General features: G+C 72.4%; 17 protein-coding genes. 13 read left to right on the top strand and 4 right to left on the bottom strand.

Annotated elements, in window-relative coordinates:
- Nucleotide 1: 1 nt before the first annotated feature.
- Genes ACY1JF_RS02490 through ACY1JF_RS02475 form a run of 4 tightly spaced genes read left to right on the top strand, consistent with a single transcriptional unit; the run spans nt 2 to nt 5,536 of the window.
- Nucleotides 2-1,027 (top strand): Gfo/Idh/MocA family protein, encoded by a 1,026-nt coding sequence (locus tag ACY1JF_RS02490; protein WP_462703278.1) that lies wholly within the window; start codon nt 2-4, stop codon nt 1,025-1,027.
- A complete protein-coding gene (locus tag ACY1JF_RS02485; RefSeq protein WP_462703277.1) occupies nt 1,017-2,600 on the top strand; it encodes a glycosyltransferase family 4 protein in 1,584 nt (527 codons plus the stop codon). Before ACY1JF_RS02490 ends, ACY1JF_RS02485 begins: the two co-directional genes overlap by 11 nt.
- Entirely contained in the window at nt 2,597-4,243 is a 1,647-nt protein-coding gene (locus tag ACY1JF_RS02480) for a glycosyltransferase family 2 protein (protein WP_462703276.1), read from the top strand. The genes ACY1JF_RS02485 and ACY1JF_RS02480 overlap by 4 nt, the downstream gene beginning before the upstream one ends.
- Before the next feature lie 9 nt (nt 4,244-4,252).
- On the top strand, nt 4,253-5,536 hold the full coding sequence (locus tag ACY1JF_RS02475; RefSeq protein ID WP_462703275.1) for a nucleotide sugar dehydrogenase: 1,284 nt from the start codon (nt 4,253-4,255) through the stop codon (nt 5,534-5,536).
- Nucleotides 5,537-5,605: 69 nt separating this feature from the next.
- Here ACY1JF_RS02475 and ACY1JF_RS02470 read toward each other — a convergent pair whose 3' ends face one another.
- Nucleotides 5,606-6,748 carry an acyltransferase family protein gene (locus ACY1JF_RS02470; RefSeq protein WP_462703274.1) on the bottom strand — a complete coding sequence of 381 codons (1,143 nt, stop codon included), beginning with the start codon at nt 6,746-6,748 and terminating at the stop codon, nt 5,606-5,608.
- Between the two features lie 34 nt (nt 6,749-6,782).
- On the bottom strand, nt 6,783-7,385 hold the full coding sequence (locus tag ACY1JF_RS02465) for an acyltransferase (protein ID WP_462703273.1): 603 nt from the start codon (nt 7,383-7,385) through the stop codon (nt 6,783-6,785).
- Nucleotides 7,386-7,654: 269 nt separating this feature from the next.
- On the opposite strand from ACY1JF_RS02465, the gene rplU reads away from it, so the two are divergent.
- The 8 genes from rplU (at nt 7,655) to ACY1JF_RS02425 (ending at nt 18,308) form a co-directional block, all read left to right on the top strand.
- Entirely contained in the window at nt 7,655-7,975 is a 321-nt protein-coding gene (gene rplU / locus ACY1JF_RS02460; protein ID WP_004931419.1) for a 50S ribosomal protein L21, read from the top strand.
- A gap of 14 nt (nt 7,976-7,989) precedes the next feature.
- On the top strand, nt 7,990-8,244 hold the full coding sequence (gene rpmA, locus ACY1JF_RS02455; protein ID WP_215169040.1) for a 50S ribosomal protein L27: 255 nt from the start codon (nt 7,990-7,992) through the stop codon (nt 8,242-8,244).
- Between the two features lie 103 nt (nt 8,245-8,347).
- On the top strand, nt 8,348-9,784 hold the full coding sequence (gene obgE / locus ACY1JF_RS02450) for a GTPase ObgE (protein WP_462703272.1): 1,437 nt from the start codon (nt 8,348-8,350) through the stop codon (nt 9,782-9,784).
- 257 nt (nt 9,785-10,041) lie between these two features.
- Nucleotides 10,042-11,607 (top strand): alkaline phosphatase D family protein, encoded by a 1,566-nt coding sequence (locus ACY1JF_RS02445; RefSeq protein ID WP_462703271.1) that lies wholly within the window; start codon nt 10,042-10,044, stop codon nt 11,605-11,607.
- 105 nt (nt 11,608-11,712) lie between these two features.
- Complete coding sequence (locus ACY1JF_RS02440; protein ID WP_462703270.1) at nt 11,713-12,903, top strand: hypothetical protein; 1,191 nt, start codon at nt 11,713-11,715, stop codon at nt 12,901-12,903.
- A gap of 215 nt (nt 12,904-13,118) precedes the next feature.
- Nucleotides 13,119-14,615: a D-ribitol-5-phosphate cytidylyltransferase gene (locus tag ACY1JF_RS02435; RefSeq protein ID WP_462703269.1), complete on the top strand. Its 1,497-nt coding sequence runs from the start codon at nt 13,119-13,121 to the stop codon at nt 14,613-14,615.
- A 177-nt stretch (nt 14,616-14,792) separates the two neighbouring features.
- Nucleotides 14,793-16,898, top strand: a complete 2,106-nt coding sequence (locus ACY1JF_RS02430; RefSeq protein WP_462703268.1) for a hypothetical protein — start codon at nt 14,793-14,795, stop codon at nt 16,896-16,898.
- Between the two features lie 186 nt (nt 16,899-17,084).
- Nucleotides 17,085-18,308, top strand: a complete 1,224-nt coding sequence (locus tag ACY1JF_RS02425; protein ID WP_462703267.1) for a glycosyltransferase family 2 protein — start codon at nt 17,085-17,087, stop codon at nt 18,306-18,308.
- Here ACY1JF_RS02425 and ACY1JF_RS02420 read toward each other — a convergent pair.
- Both ACY1JF_RS02420 and ACY1JF_RS02415 read right to left on the bottom strand, forming a co-directional pair.
- Nucleotides 18,277-20,571: a hypothetical protein gene (locus ACY1JF_RS02420; protein ID WP_462703479.1), complete on the bottom strand. Its 2,295-nt coding sequence runs from the start codon at nt 20,569-20,571 to the stop codon at nt 18,277-18,279. The genes ACY1JF_RS02425 and ACY1JF_RS02420 overlap by 32 nt on opposite strands.
- A 122-nt stretch (nt 20,572-20,693) precedes the next feature.
- On the bottom strand, nt 20,694-22,106 hold the full coding sequence (locus tag ACY1JF_RS02415; RefSeq protein WP_462703266.1) for a polysaccharide pyruvyl transferase family protein: 1,413 nt from the start codon (nt 22,104-22,106) through the stop codon (nt 20,694-20,696).
- Between the two features lie 214 nt (nt 22,107-22,320).
- Here ACY1JF_RS02415 and proB point away from each other — a divergent pair, with 214 nt between their 5' ends.
- Nucleotides 22,321-23,451, top strand: coding sequence for a glutamate 5-kinase (gene proB, locus ACY1JF_RS02410; protein WP_462703265.1), 1,131 nt, complete (start codon nt 22,321-22,323; stop codon nt 23,449-23,451).
- Nucleotides 23,452-23,847 lie beyond the last annotated feature (396 nt).

Raw genomic sequence — 23,847 nt, 5'->3', positions numbered from 1 at the left:
CGTGACCACCTCCCGGACCCTGCGCGCCGGTCTCGTCGGCCTCGGCTCCATGGGCCGGCACCACGCCCGCGTCCTGTCCGGTCTGGAGGGCGTCGACCTCGTCGCCGTCGTCGACCCGATGGGCGACAAGTACGGCGCCGCGCCGGGCACCCCGGTCGTGGAGACCGTCGAGGAACTGATCGGCCTGGGCGTCGACTACGCCGTGGTGGCCTGCCCGACGGGCCTGCACGAGGAGGTCGGCCTCCAGCTCGCCGAGGCCGGCGTGTGCGCGCTGGTCGAGAAGCCGGTCGCCGACACCGTCGAGGGCGCCCGCCGCCTCGTCGAGGCGTTCGAGTCCCGCGGCCTGGTCGCCGGCGTCGGCCACATCGAGCGCTGCAACCCGGCGCTGCGTTCCCTGCGCAGCCGCCTGGAGGCCGGCGAACTCGGCGACGTCTACCAGGTCGTGACCCGCCGTCAGGGTCCCTTCCCGCACCGCATCGCGGACGTCGGCGTGGTCAAGGACCTCGCCACCCACGACATCGACCTCACCGGCTGGGTGACGGGACGCGCGTACGTCTCCGTCGCCGCGCACACCGTCTCCAAGAGCGGCCGTCCGCACGAGGACATGGTCTCCGCGGTGGGCCGTCTCGACGACGGCACGATGGTCAACCACCTGGTCAACTGGCTGAGTCCGCTCAAGGAGCGGTTCACCTCGGTCACCGGCGAGCGCGGCTGCTTCATCGCCGACACCCTCACCGCCGACCTCACCTTCCACTCCAACTCCGCGGTGGCGACCGAGTGGGAGGCCCTCCAGGCCTTCCGCGGCGTCTCCGAGGGGGACATGATCCGCTACGCCATCCAGAAGCGCGAGCCGCTCCTGGTCGAGCACGAACTGTTCCGGGACGCCGTCCTGGGTCTGCCCGCCGACATCTGCACCCTGCGCCAGGGCATGCGGACCGTCGAGGTCGCGGCGGCGGTGCTCGAGTCGGCGCTGGACAACCGCGCCGTTTCGCTTCAGTCGGAGGACCTGGCCACCCATGGCAGCTGACAACCACGCCGAGGCGGGCCGTCCCGCCCGCGGCCGGATCGTGATGCTCGTCGACAACGGGGTCAACGGCGACTCCCGCGTCCAGAAGGAGGCCCGTTCGGCCGCCGAGGCCGGCTGGGACGTGGTCCTGCTCGGCCGGGCCAAGGGCAAGAAGGAGCAGACCTGGGAGATCGGCGGCGCCCGGGTGAGGCTGCTGCCCGTGCCCGGCCCGTTGCAGCGCCGGCGGCACGAGTTCCGCCGCGCGGTGCTGCGCTCCCCGCTGGCCTACCGGCCCGGTCCGCTCGCCTCGTACCGGAGGCAGAAGGTGAGGGCCTGGCGCACCGACCTCAACGTGCGGCTGATCCTCGCCCGGCGGGAGGGCTCGGTCCTCGGCCGGCTGCGGCTGCTGGTGCCCCGGCTCGCCGCCCGGCTGCTGTCCTCCTGGGTGGAGCTGCGGGTCCGCCGGACCAGGGCGCTGGAGCGGCGGCGCAAGCGCATGGACTCGGCGCTGGACCGCTTCACCACCGCCTTCTGGCGCAGGACCATGGGCCACCGCAGCTGGCGCCGGCTCGACCCGCACCTGTGGGACTTCGAGCTGGCGTACGGCAAGGTCGTCGACGAGCTGGCCCCCGACCTGATCCACGCCAACGACTTCCGGATGCTGGGCGTCGGCGCCCGCGCCGCGCTGCGCGCCCGGGCCGCCGGCCGGGACGTCAAACTGGTCTGGGACGCCCACGAGTTCCTGCCGGGCATCAAGCCCTGGGACGCGCACCCGCGCTGGCACCTCGCCCAGTGCGCGCACGAGCTGGAGTACTCCCGGCACGCGGACGCCGTGACGACGGTCTCGGACACCCTCGCGGGGATGCTCCAGGAGCGGCACAAGCTGGCCGAGCGCCCCGCCGTCGTGCTCAACGCGCCCGACGCCGCGGTCTCCCCGGAACAGGCCGCCGAGCCCGTACCGGACCTCAGGGAGCTGTGCGGCATCGGGCACGACGTGCCGCTCACCGTGTACAGCGGCGCCGCCGCCGTACAGCGCGGCCTGGACATCATGGTCGAGTCGCTGCCCCTGCTTCCGGAGGTGCACGCCGCGTTCGTGGTGCTCAACACCAACTCCGAGTACATGCGCGCGCTGCGGGCCCGCGCCGGGGAACTCGGGGCCGGCGACCGGCTGCACATCGTGCCGTACGTGCCGCACTACCAGGTGGTGCGGTTCCTGTCCGCGGCCGACGTCGGGGTGATCCCGATCCACCACTGGCCGAACCACGAGATCGCGCTGATCACCAAGTTCTTCGAGTACTCCCGCGCCCGGCTGCCCCTGGTGGTCAGCGACGTGAAGACGATGGGCGCGATGGTCGAACGGACCGGCCAGGGCGAGGTGTTCCGCGCCGAGGACCTGGAGGACTACGTACGGGCGGTGAAGTCGGTGCTCGGCGACACCGAACGCTACCGGGGCGTGTACGACACCTCCGGGCTCCTCGACGAGTGGACCTGGGAAGCACAGGCCGAACGGCTGGACGCCGTCTACAGCGCCCTGCTGCCCGGCGGCGGCGCCCGCCCGGCCGGCCGACGCACCGCGGTGGAGGCCCCCGCATGAGCAGCACCCCCGACGTCAGCGTCGTCGTCGCCGTCTACAACACCATGCCGTATCTCACCGAGTGCCTGGACTCCCTGGTGGGGCAGAGCATCGGCCTGGACCGGCTGGAGATCGTCGCGGTGGACGACGGATCCACCGACGACAGCGGCGCGGAACTCGACCGGTTCGCCGCGCGCTACCCGGACACCGTCAAGGTGATCCACCAGGAGAACTCCGGCGGTCCGGCCGCCCCCAGCAACCGCGCGCTGGACGTCGCCACCGGCCGGTACGTCTACTTCGTCGGCTCCGACGACCACCTCGGCCAGGAGGCCCTGGAGCGGATGGTGGCCTGTGCCGACGAGCACGGCTCGGACGTCGTCGTCGGCAAGATGGTCGGCACCAACGGCCGCTACGTCCACCAGGCGCTCTACAAGAAGAACGACCCGGACGTCACCTTCACCGGCTCCGCCCTGCCGTGGACGCTGGCCAACACCAAGCTGTTCCGGCGCGAGCTGGTCGAGCGGCACAAGCTGCGCTTCCCCGAGCACCTGCCGGTCGGCAGCGACCAGCCGTTCACCATCGAGGCGTGCGTCCGCGCGAAGAAGGTCTCGGTGGTGGCCGACTACACCTGCTACTACGCGGTCAAACGCGGCGACGCCGGCAACATCACCTACCGCGCCGACCACCTGTCCCGGCTGCGCTGCACCGCCGAGATCATGGACATGACGGCGAACCTCATCGCGCCCGGTCCGGAACGCGACGCCGTGCTGCGCCGGCACTTCACCTGGGAGCTGTCCAAGCTCATCCAGGACGACTTCCCCGCCCTCGACCGCGAGGTGCGGCGGGAGATCTGCGCGGGCATCGCGCGCCTCGCCGACGACTACCTCACCGACTCCCTCCGCGACGCCCTGGGCGTCAAGCGCCGGGCGCGGCTGAGCCTGGCCCGGGCGGGCGCCGTCGACGAGCTGTGCGAGGCGATCACCTGGGAGAAGGCGCACGGCGCGCCCCCGTTCGTGCTGGAGGGCGGCCGGGCCTACGCCCGCTACCCGGGTTTTCGCGACCCCCGGATCGGCCTGGCCGACCGCTGCTTCGAGGTCCTCGGGGAAACGGTCGTCGGCCGGCTCGTCCAGGGCACCGACCTGCTGGCCTCCGGCTGGGAGCAGGACGACGAGGAGATCGCGTACACGGCGTCCGTGCGGGTGCCCCTCCTCGGGGACGTCGGCACCGCCACGCTGCGGCTGGTCAACGGCGCCATGCCCAAGGCGGCGGACAAGGCCGGCGGCCGGAAGCTGCCGGCCAAGCACTCCCCGCCGCCCCCGGTGGGCACCGTCACCGCCGAACCGCTGCCCGACGGCACGGTGCTGCACGCCCGGGTCCCGCTGGAGCGGCGCACCGTCAAGCTGGGCGTCCGGGTCTACCTGGACGTCGCCGGGTCGACGTACGAGATACCCGTGCGCGGCACCGGCAAGCCGATGCCGCTGACCCGCCGCTGGAGCGGCGACGACACGGAGCCGTACCGGGTGGCGGCCCTGGTGAACGACAAGGGACGGGTGGTGGTCGCCACGGCGCCCCTCTTCCCGCCGAAGAAGACCCTGGGCTCCCGGCTCAGGGGCACCCTCGACCGCCGTTCCAAGAGGGACCCGAGGAACAAGAGGAAGAAGTAGCGACCGCCCATGAACATCTGTGTAGTAGCGCTCGGCAAGATCGGACTTCCGCTGGCCGTGCAGTTCGCCGCCAAGGGCCACCGGGTCATCGGCGCGGACGTCAACGAGAAGGTCGTCGAGCTGGTCAACGCCGGCACCGAGCCGTTCCCCGGTGAGCACGGCCTGGACGTCAGGCTGAAGGCGGCGGTCGAGGACGGTCTGCTGAGCGCCACGACGGACACGACGGCCGCGGTCGCCGCGTCCGAGGCCGTGGTCGTGGTGGTGCCGCTGTTCACCGACGCCGAGGGCGTGCCGGACTTCGGCTGGATGGACGCCGCGACCAGGGCGATCGCCAAGGGGCTGCGGCCCGGCACGCTGGTCTCCTACGAGACGACCCTCCCGGTGGGCACCACCCGCACCCGCTGGGCGCCGATGCTGGCCGAGGGGTCGGGCCTGACCCCGGGGGACGACTTCCACCTGGTGTTCTCGCCCGAGCGGGTCCTCACCGGCCGGGTCTTCGCCGACCTGCGCCGCTACCCCAAGCTGGTCGGCGGCGTCGACGAGGCGTCCACGGCCCGAGGCGTGGCCTTCTACGAGGCGGTCCTCGACTTCGACGTCCGCGACGACCTGCCGCGGCCCAACGGCGTCTGGGACCTGGGCACGGCCGAGGCGTCGGAGCTGGCCAAGCTCGCCGAGACGACGTACCGGGACGTGAACATCGGCCTGGCCAACCAGTTCGCCCGCTTCGCCGACGCCCACGGCATCGACGTCGAGAAGGTCATCGAGGCCTGCAACTCGCAGCCCTACAGCCACCTCCACCAGCCGGGCATCGCCGTCGGCGGCCACTGCATCCCGATCTACCCGCGGATGTACCTGTGGAACGACCCGGCCGCCACCGTCGTGCGCTCCGCCCGCGAGGCCAACGCCGCGATGCCCGAGTACGCCGTCGACCTGCTGGCCGCCGCCTACGGCGACCTGACCGGGGTGAACGTGCTGGTGCTGGGCGCGGCCTACCGCGGCGGCGTGAAGGAGACGGCCTTCTCGGGCGTCTTCCCGACCGTCGAGGCGCTGCGCGCCCGCGGGGCCGTCCCGTACGTCTCCGACCCCCTGTACACGGCCGGGGAACTGTCCGCCCTGGGTCTGACCCCGCACGCCGGCGAGAAGGTCACCGCCGCGGTCCTCCAGGCCGACCACGCCGAGTACCGCGAGCTGACCCCCGCCGACCTGCCGGACGTCACGGTCCTGGTCGACGGGCGCCGCACCACGGACCCGGAGGCGTGGCAGGGCGTCCGGAGGGTCGTCATCGGCGGCTGAGGGCCGCGGGAGCCGCGAAAGGGGGCCTCCCGGCGCCGGGAGGCCCCCTTCAGGCGTGTGCCCGCCGCGTCAGACCGACGCCGCGGGCTCGGGCCGGGCGGGTCCCCTCCCGGGCGTGCCGGGCCCCGCCCGGCGCAGCACGCGTTCCAGCGGACGCTCCACCCAGTGGTGGGCGAGGCCCGCCAGGGCGAGGCTCACCGCCAGGACCAGCGCCCAGAAGGCGGCCGTGGCGGTCTGGGTGTGGGGGCGGCCGACGGCGACGAGCAGCACCCGCAGCACGATCTCGTGGATCAGGTACCAGGCGAACGACCAGGTGCCGAGCCGGATCATCCACGGCCCGGCGAGGCCGGTGGTCCGCCGCCGCACGTCGCTGTACGCCGCCGCCGCGACCAGCGCCGCGAAGAGCGGCGCGGACAGCAGCTGGGAGGCGCTGTAGGCGCTGTACCAGGCGGAGTCCGGGACGGCGCGCGACCAGGGGACCAGCGCGACCTGCCAGGCCAGCACCAGGGCGACGGCGGCCGGCAGGCCGACCGGGGGCCGCCGGCCCCGCTTCACGGCCAGGCCCGCCGCGACCCCGAGCACGAACTGCAGCATCCGCACCGGCGGGAAGTAGTCCAGGAACCAGCGGCGGACGAGCAGATCGGGGATCAGCGCCCCGCCCAGCCACAGGGCTGCGGACGCGGCGCACACGGCGACCGCCGTCCACCGGCGGCGCCGCGCGGTCCGCAGGAAGGGCGCGACCAGCAGCAGCGGGAAGAGGGCGTAGAAGAACGCCTCGTCACTGAGGGACCAGGCGGCGGGATTGCCGCCCATCATGAACCGCTTGTCGGGTATCCAGGCGTTGACGACCAGCAGGGCGGCCACGACGCCCTTGCGGGACACCTCGGTGCCGATCGCGAGGTAGGCGGCGACGGAGGCGGCCACCGACACGGCGAGCATCGGCCAGATCCGCGCGAAGCGGCGCCACAGGAACACCGTGGCCGGCACGCGCTTGCCGTCGTAGCTCCAGGCCAGCACGAACCCCGACAGGACGAAGAAGAACGTCACGCCGCTGCGGCCGTACCAGACCAGGTCGCTCACCCCCGGCAGGCGCCCGGACTGGCGGGACAGGTGGTAGAGCACGACGACCAGGGCCGCCCAGAAGCGCAGCCCGGTCAGCGACGGCAGCCGGTCGCGTCCCGGCGGGGCGGCCGGACGGCGGGACATGTCCATGGCGCAGGCGTCCGATGCCGGGTTCCGCCGCGCCTCACAGGCCCCGTTCCCGCAGTGTCCCGTCCTTCTCCTCGTACAGTGCCCCGCTCCTGGGGCACTCCCACACCCCCGGCTCCCCCTCCCGTTCGGCCAGCCGGACGCCGGCCCGGCCCACCCAGCCGATCCGCCGGGCCGGCACGCCCGCCACCAGGGCGAAGTCGGGGACGTCCCGCGTCACCACCGCGCCCGCCGCGACCATCGCCCAGCGGCCGATGGAGACCGGGGCCACGCACACCGAGCGGGCCCCGACCGACGCCCCGTCGGCGATCTCCACGCCGACGGCCTCCCAGTCGCCGCCGCGCTTCTGCCTGCCCTCCGGGTCCACCGAGCGCGGGTTGTGGTCGTTGGTGAGGACCACGGCCGGGCCGATGAAGACGCCGTCGCCCAGCTCGGCCGGCTCGTAGACGAGCGCGTAGTTCTGCAGCTTGCAGTTGTCACCCATGCGCACGCCCGGACCGACGTACGCCCCCCGGCCGATCACACAGCCCTCGCCCAGCCGCGCGCCCTCCCGGATCTGCGCGAGTTCCCAGACGCTGCTGCCGTCGCCGACCTCGGCGCTCTCGTCGACCTGGGCGCTGGGCTGGATCCTCAGACTCACCGCGTTCGTCCCCTCTTGCCCGCACGGCTCCCCGCACGACACCTTCGTGTGTGTGTACGGGGCGTGAGCATACGGGCAAGCGGGCCGTCCCAACCCGGTTTGACCGGCGGATGCGGTCCCCGTAACCTTGACCGTCGGCGTGTCCGCAGACCCGCCACATCCCCGTAAACCTCATCCTCCCGGGCGCCCGGTGTCCAGGGAGAGGCCGTCCGTTGGTCCGGGCGGCTGGCCTGCGGGGGTGCCGTTCTCCGAGCGAAAGAGAGATCCGCGTGTACGCCATCGTGCGCAGCGGTGGCCGTCAGCACAAGGTTGCTGTCGGTGACATCGTCGAGGTTGACAAGATTTCCACCGCCAAGGTTGGCGACACGGTCGAGCTCTCGACCCTGCTCGTTGTCGACGGCGACGCTGTGACCAGCGACCCGTGGGTGCTGGCCGGCATCAAGGTCCAGGCCGAGGTCGTGGACCACCACAAGGGGCAGAAGATCGACATTCTGCGCTACAAGAACAAGACCGGCTACCGCCGTCGTCAGGGCCACCGCCAGCAGTACACGGCGATCAAGGTCACTGAGATCCCCGCGGCTGCGAAGTAAGGGACTGAGGAGAGATGGCACACAAGAAGGGCGCATCGTCCACCCGGAACGGTCGTGACTCCAACGCTCAGCGCCTCGGCGTGAAGCGCTTCGGCGGTCAGGTCGTCAACGCGGGCGAGATCATCGTCCGTCAGCGTGGCACCCACTTCCACCCGGGCGCCGGTGTCGGCCGCGGTGGCGACGACACGCTGTTCGCGCTGCAGGCCGGTTCGGTGCAGTTCGGCACCGCGCGTGGCCGCAAGGTCGTGAACATCGTCCCGGTCGCCTGACCGGAGACTCGCGCGAGGCGGACCTCACTTCCCTCCCGGGAAGCGGGTCCGCCTTTCGCGTGTTGGACCAGGAAACATCCGTACGTAACTGGAGGCACATCCCATGACCACCTTCGTGGACCGCGTCGAGCTGCACGTCGCCGCGGGTAACGGAGGTCACGGCTGTGCCTCCGTGCACCGGGAGAAGTTCAAGCCGCTGGGCGGCCCGGACGGCGGCAACGGCGGCCGGGGCGGCGACGTCATCCTCACCGTCGACCAGTCCGTGACCACCCTGCTCGACTACCACCACTCCCCGCACCGCAAGGCCACCAACGGCAAGCCCGGCGAGGGCGGCAACCGCTCCGGCAAGGACGGCCAGGACCTGGTGCTGCCGGTCCCGGACGGCACCGTCGTCCTGGACAAGGCGGGCAACGTCCTCGCCGACCTGGTCGGGCACGGCACCTCCTTCGTCGCCGCGCAGGGCGGGCGCGGCGGGCTCGGCAACGCGGCGCTGGCCTCCGCGCGGCGCAAGGCCCCCGGCTTCGCGCTGCTCGGTGAGCCCGGCGACCTCCGGGACGTCGTGCTGGAGCTGAAGACCGTCGCCGACGTGGCGCTGGTCGGATACCCGAGCGCGGGCAAGTCCTCGCTGATCTCGGTGCTGAGCGCCGCCAAGCCGAAGATCGCGGACTATCCGTTCACCACGCTGGTGCCGAACCTCGGTGTCGTCACCGCCGGGTCGACCGTCTACACGATCGCGGACGTGCCGGGGCTGATCCCGGGCGCCAGCCAGGGCCGCGGGCTCGGTCTGGAGTTCCTGCGGCACGTGGAGCGGTGCAGCGTGCTGGTGCACGTGCTGGACACGGCCACCCTGGAGTCCGACCGCGACCCCCTGAGCGACCTCGACATCATCGAGGAGGAGCTGCGGCAGTACGGCGGGCTCGGCGACCGGCCGCGGGTCGTCGTCCTCAACAAGATCGACGTCCCGGACGGCAAGGACCTCGCCGAGATGGTGCGGCCCGAGCTGGAGGAGCGCGGCTACCGCGTCTTCGAGGTGTCGGCCGTGGCCCACCTCGGGCTGCGGGAGCTGTCGTTCGCGCTCGCCGAGCTGGTGGCCGGGGCGCGTGCCGCCCGGCCCAAGGAGGAGGCGACGCGGATCGTCATCCGTCCCAAGGCCGTGGACGACACGGGCTTCACGGTGACCCGCGAGGAGGACGGGCTGTTCCGGGTGCGGGGCGAGAAGCCCGAGCGCTGGGTGCGGCAGACCGACTTCAACAACGACGAGGCCGTCGGCTACCTCGCCGACCGGCTGGGCCGGCTCGGTGTGGAGGAGGAGCTGGTGAAGGCCGGGGCCCGGGCCGGTGACGGCGTCGCCATCGGCCCCGAGGACAACGCCGTCGTCTTCGACTGGGAGCCGTCGATGATGGCCGGGGCGGAGATGCTCGGCCGGCGCGGCGAGGACCACCGCTTCGAGGCGCCCCGGCCCGCGGCCCAGCGCCGCCGGGACCGGCAGGCCGAGCGGGACGAGGCGGACGAGGAGTTCGAGGGCTTCGGCCCGTTCTGAGGCGGGGGCCCGGGGCCGCCCGGCGCCGGGCGGCCCCGGGGCTTGTGACGGAGGCCGGCGCCCGGCCGGGACCGCGTTCGCCGGCCGATCACCCCGGCGACCCGTCGCGGCAAGCACCCGTTGGGCTGCCGCGGCGGGTTTTCCGCTGTCTGCCTTCTTGTCATGCACTCGCCTCGCTCGGTTCAGCGGGCGGTCCGTGACGGCATGGGAACTTCCGGTGGTCGCAAAGGCCACCGTGGCAAGGGAGTTCCGCCTACATGAGTGCCGACCTGACCGGAGCCGTACCGTCCGACCGCCGCCGCTTCCTGACCGGGGGCGCCGCCCTGCTCGGCGCCGCTGCCACCAGCCAGCTGTGGCAGCCCGCCACCGCCCAGGCGGCCGAGAAACCGCTGCCCGAGGACGTGTTCAGCCTCGGTGTCGCCTCCGGCGACCCGCTCCCGGACGGCGTCGTGCTGTGGACCCGCCTCGCCCCGGACCCGCTGGCCGGCGGCGGCATGCCCGCCCGGAACGTGCCGGTGCAGTGGCAGGTCGCCTCCGACGCGAAGTTCCGCGAGGTGGTCCGCACCGGCTTCGCCGTGGCCCGGCCCGCCTTCGGGCACAGCGTCCACGTGGACGTGCGCGGCCTGCGGCCGGGACGCACGTACTGGTTCCGCTTCCGGGCCGGCGGCCGGCTCTCGCCCACCGGCCGCACCCGCACCGCCCCGGCGGCGGACTCCACCGGCGCCGGCGGCCTGCGCGTGGCCCTGGCCTCCTGCCAGAACTGGCAGCACGGCTGGTTCACCCCGTACGCCGACATGCTCGAACAGGACCCGGACGTCGTCCTGTTCGTCGGGGACTACATCTACGAGTCCTCGCCGTCCGCGACCGCCGTGCGCACGCACGAGGGCACCGGCGAGCCCTACTCCCTCACCCAGTACCGCAACCGCTACGCCCAGTACCGCAGCGACCCCGACCTCGCCGCGATGCACGCGAACGCCCCCTTCGTCGTCACCTTCGACGACCACGAGGTCGACAACGACTACGCCGGCCAGGTCCCGCAGGACCCCGCCAAGCAGACGCCCGACGACTTCGTGGACCGCATCACCGCCGCCTACCAGGCCTACTACGAGCACATGCCGGTCCGCGCCACCGCCGTCCCGAACGGCCCGCACATCCAGATGTACCGGCGCCTGGAGTTCGGCCGGCTGGCCCGGCTGAACGTGCTGGACACCCGGCAGTTCCGCAGCGACCAGGCCACCACCCAGGCCGGCGCCCAGGACCCGAAGCTGACGATGCTCGGCGCCGCGCAGAAGAAGTGGCTGCTGAACGGGCTGCACGGCTCGCCCGCCCGCTGGAACCTGATCGCCTCCCAGATCATGATGGCCGAGACCGACCTCAAGGTCGGCGAGGGCAAGCTCTGGTACTACGACGCCTGGGACGGCTACCAGGCCGAACGCAACGCCCTGCTGAAGGAGTTCCGGAAGGTGGCCAACCCGGTCGTGCTCACCGGCGACCGCCACCTCACCATGGTCAGCGACCTGAGGACCGACTACGCCGACCCGGCGTCGCAGGTCGTCGGCGCCGAGTTCGTCGGCACCTCCATCTCCAGCAACGGCGACCAGGACCAGGCCGCCTTCCACGCCCAGTTCGACCCGCTCAAGGCCGACAACCCGCACTGGAAGCTGATCGACGCCCACCGCGGCTACCACCTGTTCGACATCCGCCCGGACGGCATCGACGCCCGGGTGCGGACGGTGGACACGGTGCTCAAGCCCACCGCGACCGCCTCCACCCTGGCCCGGCTGCGGGTCGAGGCGGGCGACCCCGGCGTCTCCCTCGTGTGAGGTCCGCCACCGGACCCGGCGGCGCGGCTCCCCGGTGTGAGCCGCGCCACCGCAGGCATCGCTTCTCAGCCAACCCTCAGGAAGACCTCTTACCGTCTTCTGACCATGGAGACGGACTGTACGAGAGATGACATCCCGGCCAACGGCGGGGTGTCCGCGTTCCCGGCCGGGACCCGACTGCTGCACATAGGCCCGCACAAGACCGGGACCACCTCGATCCAGGGCGCGCTGTTCGCCGCCAAGGACGCCATGGCGGCGCACGGCGTGGACTTCCCGGCCGACAGCCGGCACCCGATGTCGGCCGCCCTGGCGGTCTGCGCCCGCCCCGGGATGCTGGGCAACACCAAGCCCACCGAGCGGCACTGGGAGACGCTGGTCTCCCAGGTCGCCGCCACCGGCGGGCGGACCTCGGTGGTCAGCAGCGAGTTCTTCGCCGACGCCCCCGACGACGAGACCGTCGAGCGGATCGTCCGGGAGCTGGGCGGCGACCGGGTGCACGTCATGGTCACCCTGCGCCCGCTGGCCAAGATCATGCCCTCGCAGTGGCAGCAGTACGTGCAGAACGGTCTGCGCATGGGCTACGAGAGCTGGCTGGAGCACATGCTCAGGAAGCCGCCGTACGAGAAGCCCAACCCCAGCTTCTGGCGCCGTCACCGGCACGACCGGCTCGTGGAGCGCTGGGTCCGGGCGGTCGGCCCCGAGCGGCTCACCGTCGTCGTGGTCGACGACCGCGACCGCGGCGGGCTGATGCGCACCTTCGAGGCGCTGCTCGGCCTGCCCGACGGACTGCTCCAGCCCGTCCCGGACACGGCGAACCGGTCGCTGACCCTCGCCGAGACCGAGATGCTGCGCAAGCTCAACGTGGAGTTCCGCGGCAACGAACTCCCCGAGGAGCTGTACTCCTCGCTCGTCCGCTACGGCGCCGTCATGCACATGAAGAACGCGTGCGCCCCGGGCCCGGACGACGTGAAGATACACACGCCCCGGTGGGCCGCCGAGGCCGCCGCGGAGATCGGCGCCGAGATGGCGGAGCGGATCGCCGCCATGGGCGTCCGCGTGCTGGGCGACTTGGCGCTGCTGTCCGTCGTGCCCGAGCCCCCCGAGCCGGCCGGGACCAAGCCGCGCATCGACCCCGAGGTGGCCGCCCAGGCGCTGTACGGGGCGCTCGCCGCCGCCGCGGCGGCACCCGTGCGCAACACCGCTCCGGTCAAGTCGCGTACGGTGCACCAGACGTCCTCCAAGGACCTCGTCAAGGTGCTCGGTCACCGCGCCCTGAAGAAGCTGCGCCGGCACTGAGGTCGCACGCGGTGCCACGCCGGGCTCCTGTGGGGTTGCTCACGGCGGTTCCGCGGGAGTTTGGGCCGCCGCCGTGAGCGCTCCGTCCGTCACCAGGAGCGCCAGGTGAATGAAAGGTTGCGTGCACATATGCGGCAGAGGTCGCTCACCTTGCACTGCGGTAACCACAAGTGGGACCATTTCGAAGTTCCCTGTCGCCCCAAGGTAGGTCACCTGTGTCCCAGCACATAGCCAAGCCCCGTACCACCGCAGTGATCCTGGCCGGCGGCACCGGTCAGCGGGTGGGTCTGTCGATCCCCAAGCAGCTGCTGAAGATCGCCGGCAAGGCAGTCATCGAGCACACCCTGACCACCTTCGAGAACGCCGGCTCCGTCGACGACATCATCGTGCTGATGGCGCCCGGCTACGTGCCCGACATCGAGAAGATCGTCGCCAAGGCCGGCTTCACCAAGGTGAAGAAGGTCATCGAGGGCGGCTCGACCCGGAACGAGACCACCGAGCGCGCCATCGCCGCCCTCGGCGAGGGGCTGGGCGAGGGCGAGGACCTCAACGTCCTCTTCCACGACGCGGTGCGCCCCCTGCTGTCGCAGCGGGTCATCGACGACTGCGTGAGCGCGCTGGAGCGCTACGACGCCGTCGACGTGGCCATCCCGTCGGCGGACACCATCATCGTCACCCGCACCCACGGCTCGGACGGCGAGTTCATCACCGACGTCCCGGACCGCTCCCGGCTGCGCCGCGGCCAGACGCCCCAGGCGTTCAAGCTGTCCACCATCCGCCGCGCCTACGAGATCGCGGCCGGCGACCCGAACTTCCAGGCCACCGACGACTGCTCGGTCGTGCTCAAGTACCTGCCCGACGTGCCGATCCACGTCGTGGCGGGCGACGAGTACAACATGAAGGTCACCCAGCCCGTCGACGTCTTCATCGCCGACAAGCTCTTCCAGCTCGCCTCCAGCGCCGCCCCCGAGCAGGTGAGCGAGGAGGCGTACCGCGAACTGCTCACCGGCAGGACCATGGTCGTCTTCGGCGGCTCCTACGGCATCGGCAAGGACATCGCGGAACTCGCCGAGTCCTACGGCGCGAAGGTCTACGCGCTCGGCCGCTCCACCACCGGCACCCACGTGGAGAACCCGGAGGAGGTCGACGACGCCCTGTCCAAGGCGTACGCCGAGACCGGGCGGATCGACTACGTCGTCAACACCGCGGGCGTGCTGCGCATCGGAAAGCTCGCCGAGACCGACAACGCCACCATCGAGGAGGCGCTGAAGGTCAACTACCTGGCCCCGGTGCAGATCGCCCGGTCCTCGTACAAGTACCTGGCCGAGACCAAGGGCCAGCTCCTGCTGTACACCTCCAGCAGCTACACCCGCGGGCGCGCCGAGTACAGCCTGTACTCCTCCACCAAGGCCGCGATGGTCAACCTCACCCAGGCGCTCTCCGACGAGTGGGCCGGCGACGGCGTCCGCGTCAACTGCGTCAACCCCGAGCGGACCGCGACGCCGATGCGCACCAAGGCGTTCGGCCAGGAGCCCGCGGGCAGCCTGCTCTCCTCCGAGGCGGTGGCCCGCGCCTCGCTCGACGTGCTGCTGTCCGAGCTGACCGGTCACGTCATCGACGTGCGCCAGCAGGACCCGACCGCGGGCGCGGCCAGGGCGTCCGGCTTCGAGCAGGCGCTGGCCGCGGTGCTGGACCGTCAGGACGGCGTGTAATAATCGTCGGCAAATAGACATCTGCAATTCAGGCCCCTGCGTCCGCTCGTCAACGTCATTCGTGTCGTTGGCGCAGCGAAGGCAGGGGCCTGAATCAGTCCCTTCACCAATAGTTCACAACGTCCAGCAGAACAGCAGCAGACAACCGAGATCCCCCCTTCACCAAGCAGGTTCTCCGTGATATCCACCGCTATTCGCGTCGCCCGGGTGGGCAGCGCGGCCGAGCTGGCCGCGGCGGTCCTCATGATGCTGGGCTACCCCGGCCTCATGGTGGCCGCGCTCGTCCCGAGCGTCCCCGCCTTCGCGGCCGCGGCCGCCGTGACGTACCTGGCGGACCACTTCCTGCACCGCAGGAACAGCTACCTGATCAACCGGCTCAGCAAGGTCCGGGCCGGCCTGTCGATCCGCTTCCTGATCCGGCAGCTGCTGCTGGTTCTCCTGCTGGCCCGGCTGTCCCTCGCGGACAACCTGATCTACTACGGCGCGATCGCCTGCTTCATCGCCTTCTTCGGCCTCCAGGCCCCGCACGGCGCCCTGGTGACCCTGATCCGCAACCGCCGCCGGCTGCCGGTCGCCACCCGCAACGTCGACCTGGTCTCGCGCGTCCGCATCCCCGACGCCCCGCCGCGCGGGCTGCTGCACCGCTCGGCCGAGAAGATCCTCCACCTCGACCTGTTCGCCGTCGTCGGGATACTGGCCGCCGCGCAGCTGGACAGCCCCGCGGCCGGGTTCGCCGGCATCGGCCTCACGCTGCTGCTGGGGGTCCTGTACGTGCTGGCCCTGCTGCGCTACGTCCGCGGCCGCCGGGTCCCGCCGAACGCCGAGACGGTGCTGGCCGCGGTCGACGACTGGCTGCGCGAGTACCGGCCCGAGACGGTGCTGTACTTCTCCGGCTCCAAGGACTCCGCGTACCAGGTCAACATGTGGCTGGAGACCATGGAGCAGCTGGAGACCCGGCCGCTGGTCATCCTGCGCGAGCGGGTCATCCTGCAGAACCTGGCGCCCACCACAGTCCCGGTGATCTGCGTGCCCGGCGGCGTGCACCTGATGAACATGGACCTGTCCACGGTCCGCGTCGCGCTCTACGCCGCCAACGTCGGCAAGAACATCCACATGCTGCGCGTGCCGACCATGAAGCACGTCTTCATCGGCCACGGCGACAGCGACAAGCTGGCCAGCGTCAACCCGTTCAGCAAGGTCTACGACGAGGTGTGGACCGCCGGGCGCGCGGGCCGCGACCGCTACGCCATCGCCGACGTCGGCGTCCGCGACGAGGACATCGTCGAGGTCGGCCGCCCCCAGCTCGCCCCGATCCGCACCTGGCAGGGCGTCCCCGAGGGCCGCATGCCCACCGTGCTGTACGCGCCCACCTGGGAGGGCTGGGACGGCAACCCGGGCAACACCTCGATCGTGCTGGCCGGCGAGAACATCGTGCGGCGGCTGGTGACCGCCGACCCGCCGGTCCGCGTCCTGTACAAGCCGCACCCGTTCACCGGCACCGTCAGCAAGGAGGCCGGCGCCGCCCACCGGCGGATCACCGCCCTGGTGGAGAAGGCCGCCGCCGAGCGCGCCGCCGACGCCCGCTTCGCCGCCGACGCCTCCGCGCAGGCGAAGGCCAGGGCGGAACTGGCCCGCGTCGAGGCCCGGCTCGCCGCGCTGTCCGGCGGCTCCGACAAGGGCGACGAGGCCGAGGCCAGCCGTGACGGCGTGGTCGACGTCCGCAGGCACGAGGAGATCGCCCGGCTGCGCGCCGAGTGGAACGACGCCTACTGGGCGGCCGTCCCGGCCTGGGAGCACCGGGTCATCACGGGCGCCGAGCCGCGCCTGTACGACTGCTTCAACGTCTCCGACGCGATGGTCTCCGACATCTCCAGCGTGGTCTCCGACTTCATCGCCAGCGGCAAGCCGTACGCGGTCACCGACTCGGGGGAGCTGGGCGAGGAGGAGTTCAAGCGGCAGAACACGGCGGTGCGCGCCGCGGTGATCCTCGACAACACCGCCGCCGGGCTCGGGGCCCTGCTGGACGCGGTCCGCGACCCGGCCCGGGACACGCTGGCCGAGGACCGCGGGGACCTCAAGCGCTACCTGCTCGGACCCGACGAGCCGACCTCCATCGAGCAGTTCAACGACGCCGTCGCGGACCTCGCGGTGAAGGCCGAGGCGCGCAACGTCGGCCAGGCGTCCCGGATCGTGGCCGGCGGCCCCGACGTGGAACTGGCGGACGCGCTGCCCGTCCAGGGGGCGGGCGGCGCCGGCGAGGCGGACGGCGTGGGCGCGGCCTGACCGCGCACGCCCCGCACCGAACGGCCCGGCCCTTGAGGGCCGGGCCGTTCTCGTCGGTAAAACCGTGATGTCGATCACACGTTCGCAGGGGTGGGGCAACCCCCTGGCCCGGTCACCCGTCTAAGACATAGCCAAAGAGGTAATACGGGGAGAACTTCCCATGAGCAGGGTGACCAGGGAGTGAAAGTGACCGGGACGCAACCTGATGTCACCGTGATCATCGGGGCGTACGAGGCGATGCCGTATCTGGTCGAGTGCCTGGCCTCCGTCGAGGCGCAGACCATCGACCCGACGCGCGTCGAGGTCATCGCGGTGGACGACGGCTCCACGGACGGCACCGGGGACTGCCTGGAGCGGTTCGCCGCCCGTGCCCCCATGCCGGTCACGGTGATCCGGCAGGAGAACTCCGGCGGCCCCAGCGGCCCCCGCAACGTCGGCCTGGACAGGGCCACCGGACGTTACGTGTTCTTCCTCGACGCCGACGACCGGCTCGGCCCCGAGGCCCTCCAGCGCATGGTCGCCCTGGCCGACCGGGCCGGCACCGACGTGGTCCTCGGCCGGGTCGAGGGCGTCAACCGGGGCGCCCCCAAATCGATGTGGCGCAAGACGCTGGAGCGCACCGACGTCCACTCCTCCGCCATCAAGTTCACGCTCAGCGCGCAGAAGCTGTTCCGCCGCGCCCTGCTGGAGCGTCACGGCATGCGCTTCGACGAGTCCCTGTTCACCGGCGAGGACGCGCTGTTCACGATGGAGGCGTACCTGCGGGCGGACGGCGTCTCGGTGCTGGCCGACTACACCTGCTACTACCTGGTCGGCCGCGACGACGGCAAGCACGTGACCAAGAGCGGCGGTTACGCCCTGCGGTTCGACTCCGCGCGCTCCCTGATGGAGCTGATCGCGGAGCTCGTCCCCGCCGGTGAACGGCGCGACAATCTCATGGTCCGCCCCTTCGTCGTCACCCTGCTGCCCCAGTTCGGCCCCCGCTGGCTCAAGGACACCGAGGAGGTCCGCCGGCACAAGCTCGACCTGGCCAAGCCGCTCCTGGACGCCTACTGGACCCCGGGCGTCGCCCGCCTGCTGAAGGTCGAGGAACGGCTGCGGCTGCACCTGGTGGCACGGCAGCGGCCCGACCTGCTGGACGACGTGGTGGAGTTCGTCCGGGCCAAGCGGCAGGCGGCCGCCGTCCTGGAGAAGGGCGGTCGCCGCCTCTACCTCGTCTACCCGCACTTCCGGGACCGGAAGGCGGGCATCCCCGACGAGATCTACCGGGCCCGGGGCCGCGAGGCGCGTCCCTTCCTCGGCTACGTGGAGCGGTCGGCGGACTCCCTGCTGCGCCGTGCGGTGCGCCGGGCCCGCCGGGTCCTGCCGCACTCCCGCGTCACCGACGGCGACCGGCCGGCGGCGGCGTGACGGCGCCGGGCGGGGCGGCGCCGGGCGCGGTGGCGCCGGGCGGGGTGGCCGTCGTGCCGGGTGCGGGCGTCTCGTCGGTGGAGGCGGGCGTTTTCCCGGTGGGGGCGGGTGTCCGCGTGCCGGGTGCGGGTGTCTTCCCGGTGAGGGCGGGTGTCTCGTCGGTGGGGGCGGGTGTCTCCGTGCCGGGTGCGGGCGTCTCCTCGGTGGAGGTCGAGTCGTCCGTGTCCTCCCGCCGCTGACCGGGCAGTTCCGCCGTGCGGCGGCCGGCTGTCCGGGCCCGGTGTTCGCGGGCCGACGCGCACAGCGCCCGTACGGCCGCGGCGAACCGCTCCTGCGCGGGCGGTTCGGCCGGGCCCAGCAGCCGCAGCGCCAGCGCGGCACGGGCCTGGGCGAACGCGTCCTTCTCCGGGTGCCGCACCGCCTCCAGCAGCGCCGGGACCCCGGCGGCGTCCGGTGTCAGCACGGTCGCCGCCGCCACCGTCGGGAACGCCACCCGGAACGCCTCCTCCGCCAGCCCGCTGGTGTTCGCCACCGCGTACGGCTTCCCGCTCGCCAGGAAGTCGCTGATCACGCTCGACACATCACTGATCAGCAGGTCGGCCCGGTCGAAGCAGGAGTACAGCGCGGGCCGCGCCTCGGTGACGATCAGGTGCCGCCCCTCGGGCACCGACGCCCAGTACGCCTCGTCCCACCCGGCCGCCGCCCGGGCCACCGCCGCGGCCCGCCCCGGCTCCGGCGCCGACTGCGCCAGCATCCGCTCCGCCTGGTCCGCCCCGGCGCGCGGCGCGGACCTGGTCAGCCGCTCCAGCTCGGCCGCGTACCGCGCGAGCACGTCGCCGCCGCCCGGCCGCGGCGCCGGGCGCCGCTGGTTCGCCGCCCGGATCAGCTCCCGGACGCGCAGATCGGCGGCGCGGGCCCGCGGATCCACCGTCCCGGTCAGCGGATGCGGCTTGTACAGCAGCCGTACGCCCGGGTCGGCGAGGAGCGCCCGCACCAGGTTCTCTCCGGCCGCGATCACCGAGGTGTTGCCGGGGTTGCCGTCCCAGCCCTCCCAGGTCGGCGCGTACAGCACGGTCGTGTACGGGCCGGCCGGCGGCCCCGCGTACGGGCGTACCGCGTCCAGCTGCGGACGGCCGATCTCGACGACGTCCTTGTCCTCGACGCCGACCTCGGCCAGCGCGTACCGCTCGCGCGCCGCCGGACCGGCCACCCACACCTCGTCGTACGCCTTGGCGTACGGGTTGCAGGACGACAGCTTGTCGCTCTCCCCGTGGTTGACGAAGGCGTGCTTGATGGTGGGGATGCGCAGCACCTGGGAGGTCTTGCCGGAGTTGGAGGGGTGGATGAGCACCTGGAGCGTGGAGTGCTCCAGCCGCATCAGCGTGGACACCTTCGGCAGGCACACCACCGGCAGGTCCGTCGCCGCGAGCTTCTGCACCATGAACCGCTCCCGCAGCACCACCACCGGCCGCCCGCCGAGCCGGGCCAGCGGCTCCAGCCACATGTTCGCCTGGTACGCCGAGGAGGCGCCGCCCGAGAAGTACAGCCCGACCGTCGGCCGGTACTCCGCCAGCCACGCGTCGAACCAGTCGAGGACCTCCTGCTCACCGGCGGGCCGGCGGCCCGGCAGCAGCCGCAGCAGCAGTGCGCCGAGACCGGCCACCGAGAACACCAGGGACACGGCCAGTCCCGCCGCCCCGTACAGGGGCGCGTCGGTGGCCGCCGTGGCCAGCAGCCCGCCGGTCGCGGGCAGCCCGAGGAGCAGCAGCCGGTGGCCGGGGCGGCGCAGCAGCACCGGCGGCGCCGGGGACAGCCGCAGCGCCGAGGCGTCGATGTTCCGGGTCACCACCGGCAGCGTGCGGCTGCGCCGGACCAGTACGGAGACCGCCTGGATCGCGCAGTGCAGCGCGTAGCAGGCGAGCAGGCCGGCGACGAGCGGGGCGTACACCGTCTCGCGGTGCTGTTCGCCGAGCCGCAGCAGGCCCACCACGAGCAGCAGGTCGCGCAGGACGTGCCGCACGGTGACGTCCGCGTGCGACTTGGTCAGCAGCGACAGCGTGCCGCGCTGCCACCGGTAGACCGCGCCCTCGGCGGCCAGTGAGGAGGCGGTGGCCACCAGCAGCAGCGGCACGTCCGGCAGCAGCGCGCCGACGGCCTGGACGGTGAAGGACGTCACCAGGACGCCGAGTGCGAGCAGTCTGGCGGTGATCCGGTGGCGGCGGGGCCGCGCCGTGCGCCACCGGCGGGAGGAGGGTTCGGGCACTGCGGTCACTCCAGGGTCGTCGCGAAGCGGGCTCCCGGGTTAACGCGCGCCGACCTTGGGACGACACGCGCGTGTCCTGGAACCCGCTGTGCGACAACCGTGCTATGAGCTTCTGCCGGACCTCAGCGTCCCGGGCGCAGCGCCCGTCCCACCACGCGCCGGGCGCGGCGGTAGACCGTCGTCTTCGACCGCGACGGCTGGCCCGGCTGCTTGGCCGCGGCCTTCACCTTGGCCAGCTCCCGCTTCATCCTGGCGTTCTCGGCGGTCAGTTCACCGACCCGGCCGAAGAGGTAGCCCAGCCGCGCGGCGGTCGAGGCGGGGTCGTCACCGAGCCAGGGGCGGATGCCCGCGGGGAAGGTCAGCGACCGCATCCGCTCCTCGAAGGCCGCGCCCTGGTCGCCGTGGGTGAAGGTGTTCTCCAGGCCGTTCTTGTCCAGGAAGCCGGTGAAGCGGTCGAACCGCTCGCGGTGGTTGCGGGTGAGCGGGCCGAAGTCGGCCTCCTCGTACAGCCGCGCCGGGTCGAGGTCCTCGGGGAGCTGGTCGATCCGCTGGTGGGGTATCTCGAAGTAGCGGCACAGCTCCAGGGTCCGCGAGTCACCGGTGAGCACGGTCGCGGGCGTCCCGGCCAGCAGGGCCGCGATGTTGCCGTGGATGCGGGAGCCGAAGGAGTAGTCGTACTCGCTCAGGTCGCTGATCCAGGTCACCGGGTCGATGTAGACCCGGGCCTTGTCCTCCCCGTACATCGGGTGGTCGGGGTGGGTGGGCATCTCGGTGACCTGGCCGTTGGGGTCCGACAGGTCCCGCCAGTGCAACTGCTTGGCGTCGCTGAGGTTCTGGCCGATGTAGCACAGGTTCGGGTAGCGCGCGTGGGTCTGCCGGATCACCCGGTCCAGGCCCTGCTTGCGCACCGCGTCGTGCGAGCCGTTGATCGCGATCCGGGAGTCGCGGGTCAGCTCGGGCACCCGCTTGCGCACGACGAGTTCCTTGCCGTGCATGAACAACGAGGGGCAGCCGATGACTTCGACGTCCTTGAAGCCCATGTCCCTCAGGTACTTCTCGGTGAACTCGCCCCGCACGCCGATGGAGGCGCTGCGGTCGAGCACCGCCGAGACGAACGCGCGCACCGACTGCTCCATCGGCTTCAGCCGCGCCGCGTCGAGCCCGAGGCCGGTCTGCGCGCCGACGCCGACCACGACGACCGGGATGCGGAGCTTGCTGATCAGCCGGGTGAGCCGGTCCAGCATGGGCTGGAAGGACGGCCGGAAGGCGTTCGCGAGCGGAACGACGAAGGCGTCGAACTGCTCGTTGATCCGCCCCGCCGCGTTCACATCGGTCTTGATCCCGTTGGAGACGACCTCGGTGCCCGGGGTCGTGAGGATCTTGTGGGTGGCGTCGCTGAAGATCAGGTTGCCGGAGTTGGTGGCGATGAGGTCGTGCTGGAGCGCTTGCTCCACGGAGACGACGTCGAAGGGGCTCTTCCCGGAACGGAGGAGGAGGCGCTTGACGCGGCGGGCTGCAGGGTCTGAGGGTGACACGGAGTTCACGATATGTTTATGAGCCCTTTGATTTCTACATGAAGACAAGACAACCTTTTTATCATACGCATTGCGTGAGCAATCGGTCACTGGAATGGCCCGGACCCTGCGGCGCCCGGCCGGCGGCACCGTCCGGAGGGTGGGACGGCGCGCGGCGCCCGGCCCGGTTCACGTAGATTGCCCGGCGAGGCCGGACGCGAGGGAATGAGCACAGGTGACAGGGGCAAGGCAGGCCGTGAGCGAGGCCCGCAGGATCGTCGTCAAGGTCGGCTCCTCGTCGCTGACCACGGCGGCCGGCGGTCTGGACGCCGACCGGGTCGACGCGCTGGTCGACGTACTGGCCAAGGTGCGCGGCACGGCGGGGGAGCGGGAGATCGTGCTGGTCTCCTCCGGCGCCATCGCCGCCGGCCTCGCACCGCTGGGCCTGAGCCGGCGCCCCAGGGACCTGGCCCGCCAGCAGGCCGCCGCCAGCGTCGGCCAGGGCCTGCTCGTCGCCCGCTACACCGCATCCTTCGCCCGCTACCGCGTCCGCGTCGGGCAGGTCCTGCTCACGTCCTACGACATGAGCCGCCGCTCCCACCACCGCAACGCCTCGCGCACCCTGGACAAGCTCCTCGCGATGGGCGCGTTCCCGGTCGTCAACGAGAACGACACCGTCGCCACCGACGAGATCCGCTTCGGCGACAACGACCGGCTCGCCGCCCTCGTCGCCCACCTGGTCCGCGCCGACCTGCTCGTCCTCCTCTCCGACGTCGACGGCGTCTACGACGGCGACCCGAGCCGCCCCGGCACCTCCCGCATCGCCGAGGTCCGCGCACCCGCCGACCTCGCCGGCGTCGAGATCGGCAGCGCGGGCAGGGCCGGGGTCGGCACCGGCGGCATGGTCACCAAGGTCGAGGCGGCCCGGATCGCCGCCGCCGCCGGCATCCCCGTGGTGCTCACCAGCGCGGTGCACGCCGCCGACGCCCTCACCGGCCAGGACACCGGCACCTACTTCCACCCCACCGGCAAGCGCTCCACCAACCGCCTGCTCTGGCTCCAGCACGCCTCCGCGCCGCAGGGCGCGCTCACCCTCGACGACGGGGCGGTGCGCGCCGTGGTCGAGGGCCGCAAGTCGCTGCTGCCCGCCGGGATCGCCGCCGTCGAGGGCGACTTCGGCGCGGGCGACCCCGTCGAGCTGCGGGACGGCACCGGGCGCGCGGTCGCCCGCGGACTGGTCTCCTTCGACGCCAAGGAGATCCCCCGACTGCTCGGCCGCTCCACCCGGGAGCTGGCCCGCGACCTCGGACCCGCGTACGAACGTGAGGTCGTACACAGGGACGATCTGGTGATCCTGCACCCGTAATGGGCCGAAACGTCCCCGCACCGGTGGTGGACGTTCCGCGAAACCGCCTCCGCGATCGCGCGGGGCCTGCTCCACTTTGTCGCGAGGCCCGCCGTCCGGGCCGACCGCGCCGGGCGGCGCGCGAGCGAGAAGGAGGCCGGCGTGAGACGAGTGCGCCCGGGGGCGGCCACGCCCCGCGGCGGTGCCGGCACCCGCGCGGCCGTCGGGGAACGCGCGCTGACCGGCGTCGGGACCGGCGGGGAGCACGGCTTGGCCGGTGTCGCGGCGGACGGGGAAGGTGCGCCGGCCGGTGTCGCGGCGGACGGGGAACGCGCGCTGGCCGGTGTCGCGGCCGTCGGGGAACGCGCGCTGACCGGTGTCGGGACCGGCGGGGAGCACGGCTTGGCCGGTGTCGCG

This window comes from Streptomyces sp. SYSU D01066-1 (genome assembly GCF_054956795.1).
The sequence above is the reverse complement of the archived record's forward strand: the minus strand, read 5'-3'. Positions and strand labels throughout refer to the sequence as shown.

Coding starts and splice junctions, on each gene's coding strand:
- ACY1JF_RS02480 (WP_462703276.1), top strand. CDS start 2,597: ATGAGCAGCACCCCCGACGTCAGCGTCGTCGTCGCCGTCTACAACACC.
- ACY1JF_RS02470 (WP_462703274.1), bottom strand. CDS start 6,748: ATGGACATGTCCCGCCGTCCGGCCGCCCCGCCGGGACGCGACCGGCTG.
- ACY1JF_RS02485 (WP_462703277.1), top strand. CDS start 1,017: ATGGCAGCTGACAACCACGCCGAGGCGGGCCGTCCCGCCCGCGGCCGG.
- ACY1JF_RS02440 (WP_462703270.1), top strand. CDS start 11,713: ATGGAGACGGACTGTACGAGAGATGACATCCCGGCCAACGGCGGGGTG.
- ACY1JF_RS02475 (WP_462703275.1), top strand. CDS start 4,253: ATGAACATCTGTGTAGTAGCGCTCGGCAAGATCGGACTTCCGCTGGCC.
- rpmA (WP_215169040.1), top strand. CDS start 7,990: ATGGCACACAAGAAGGGCGCATCGTCCACCCGGAACGGTCGTGACTCC.
- obgE (WP_462703272.1), top strand. CDS start 8,348: ATGACCACCTTCGTGGACCGCGTCGAGCTGCACGTCGCCGCGGGTAAC.
- ACY1JF_RS02445 (WP_462703271.1), top strand. CDS start 10,042: ATGAGTGCCGACCTGACCGGAGCCGTACCGTCCGACCGCCGCCGCTTC.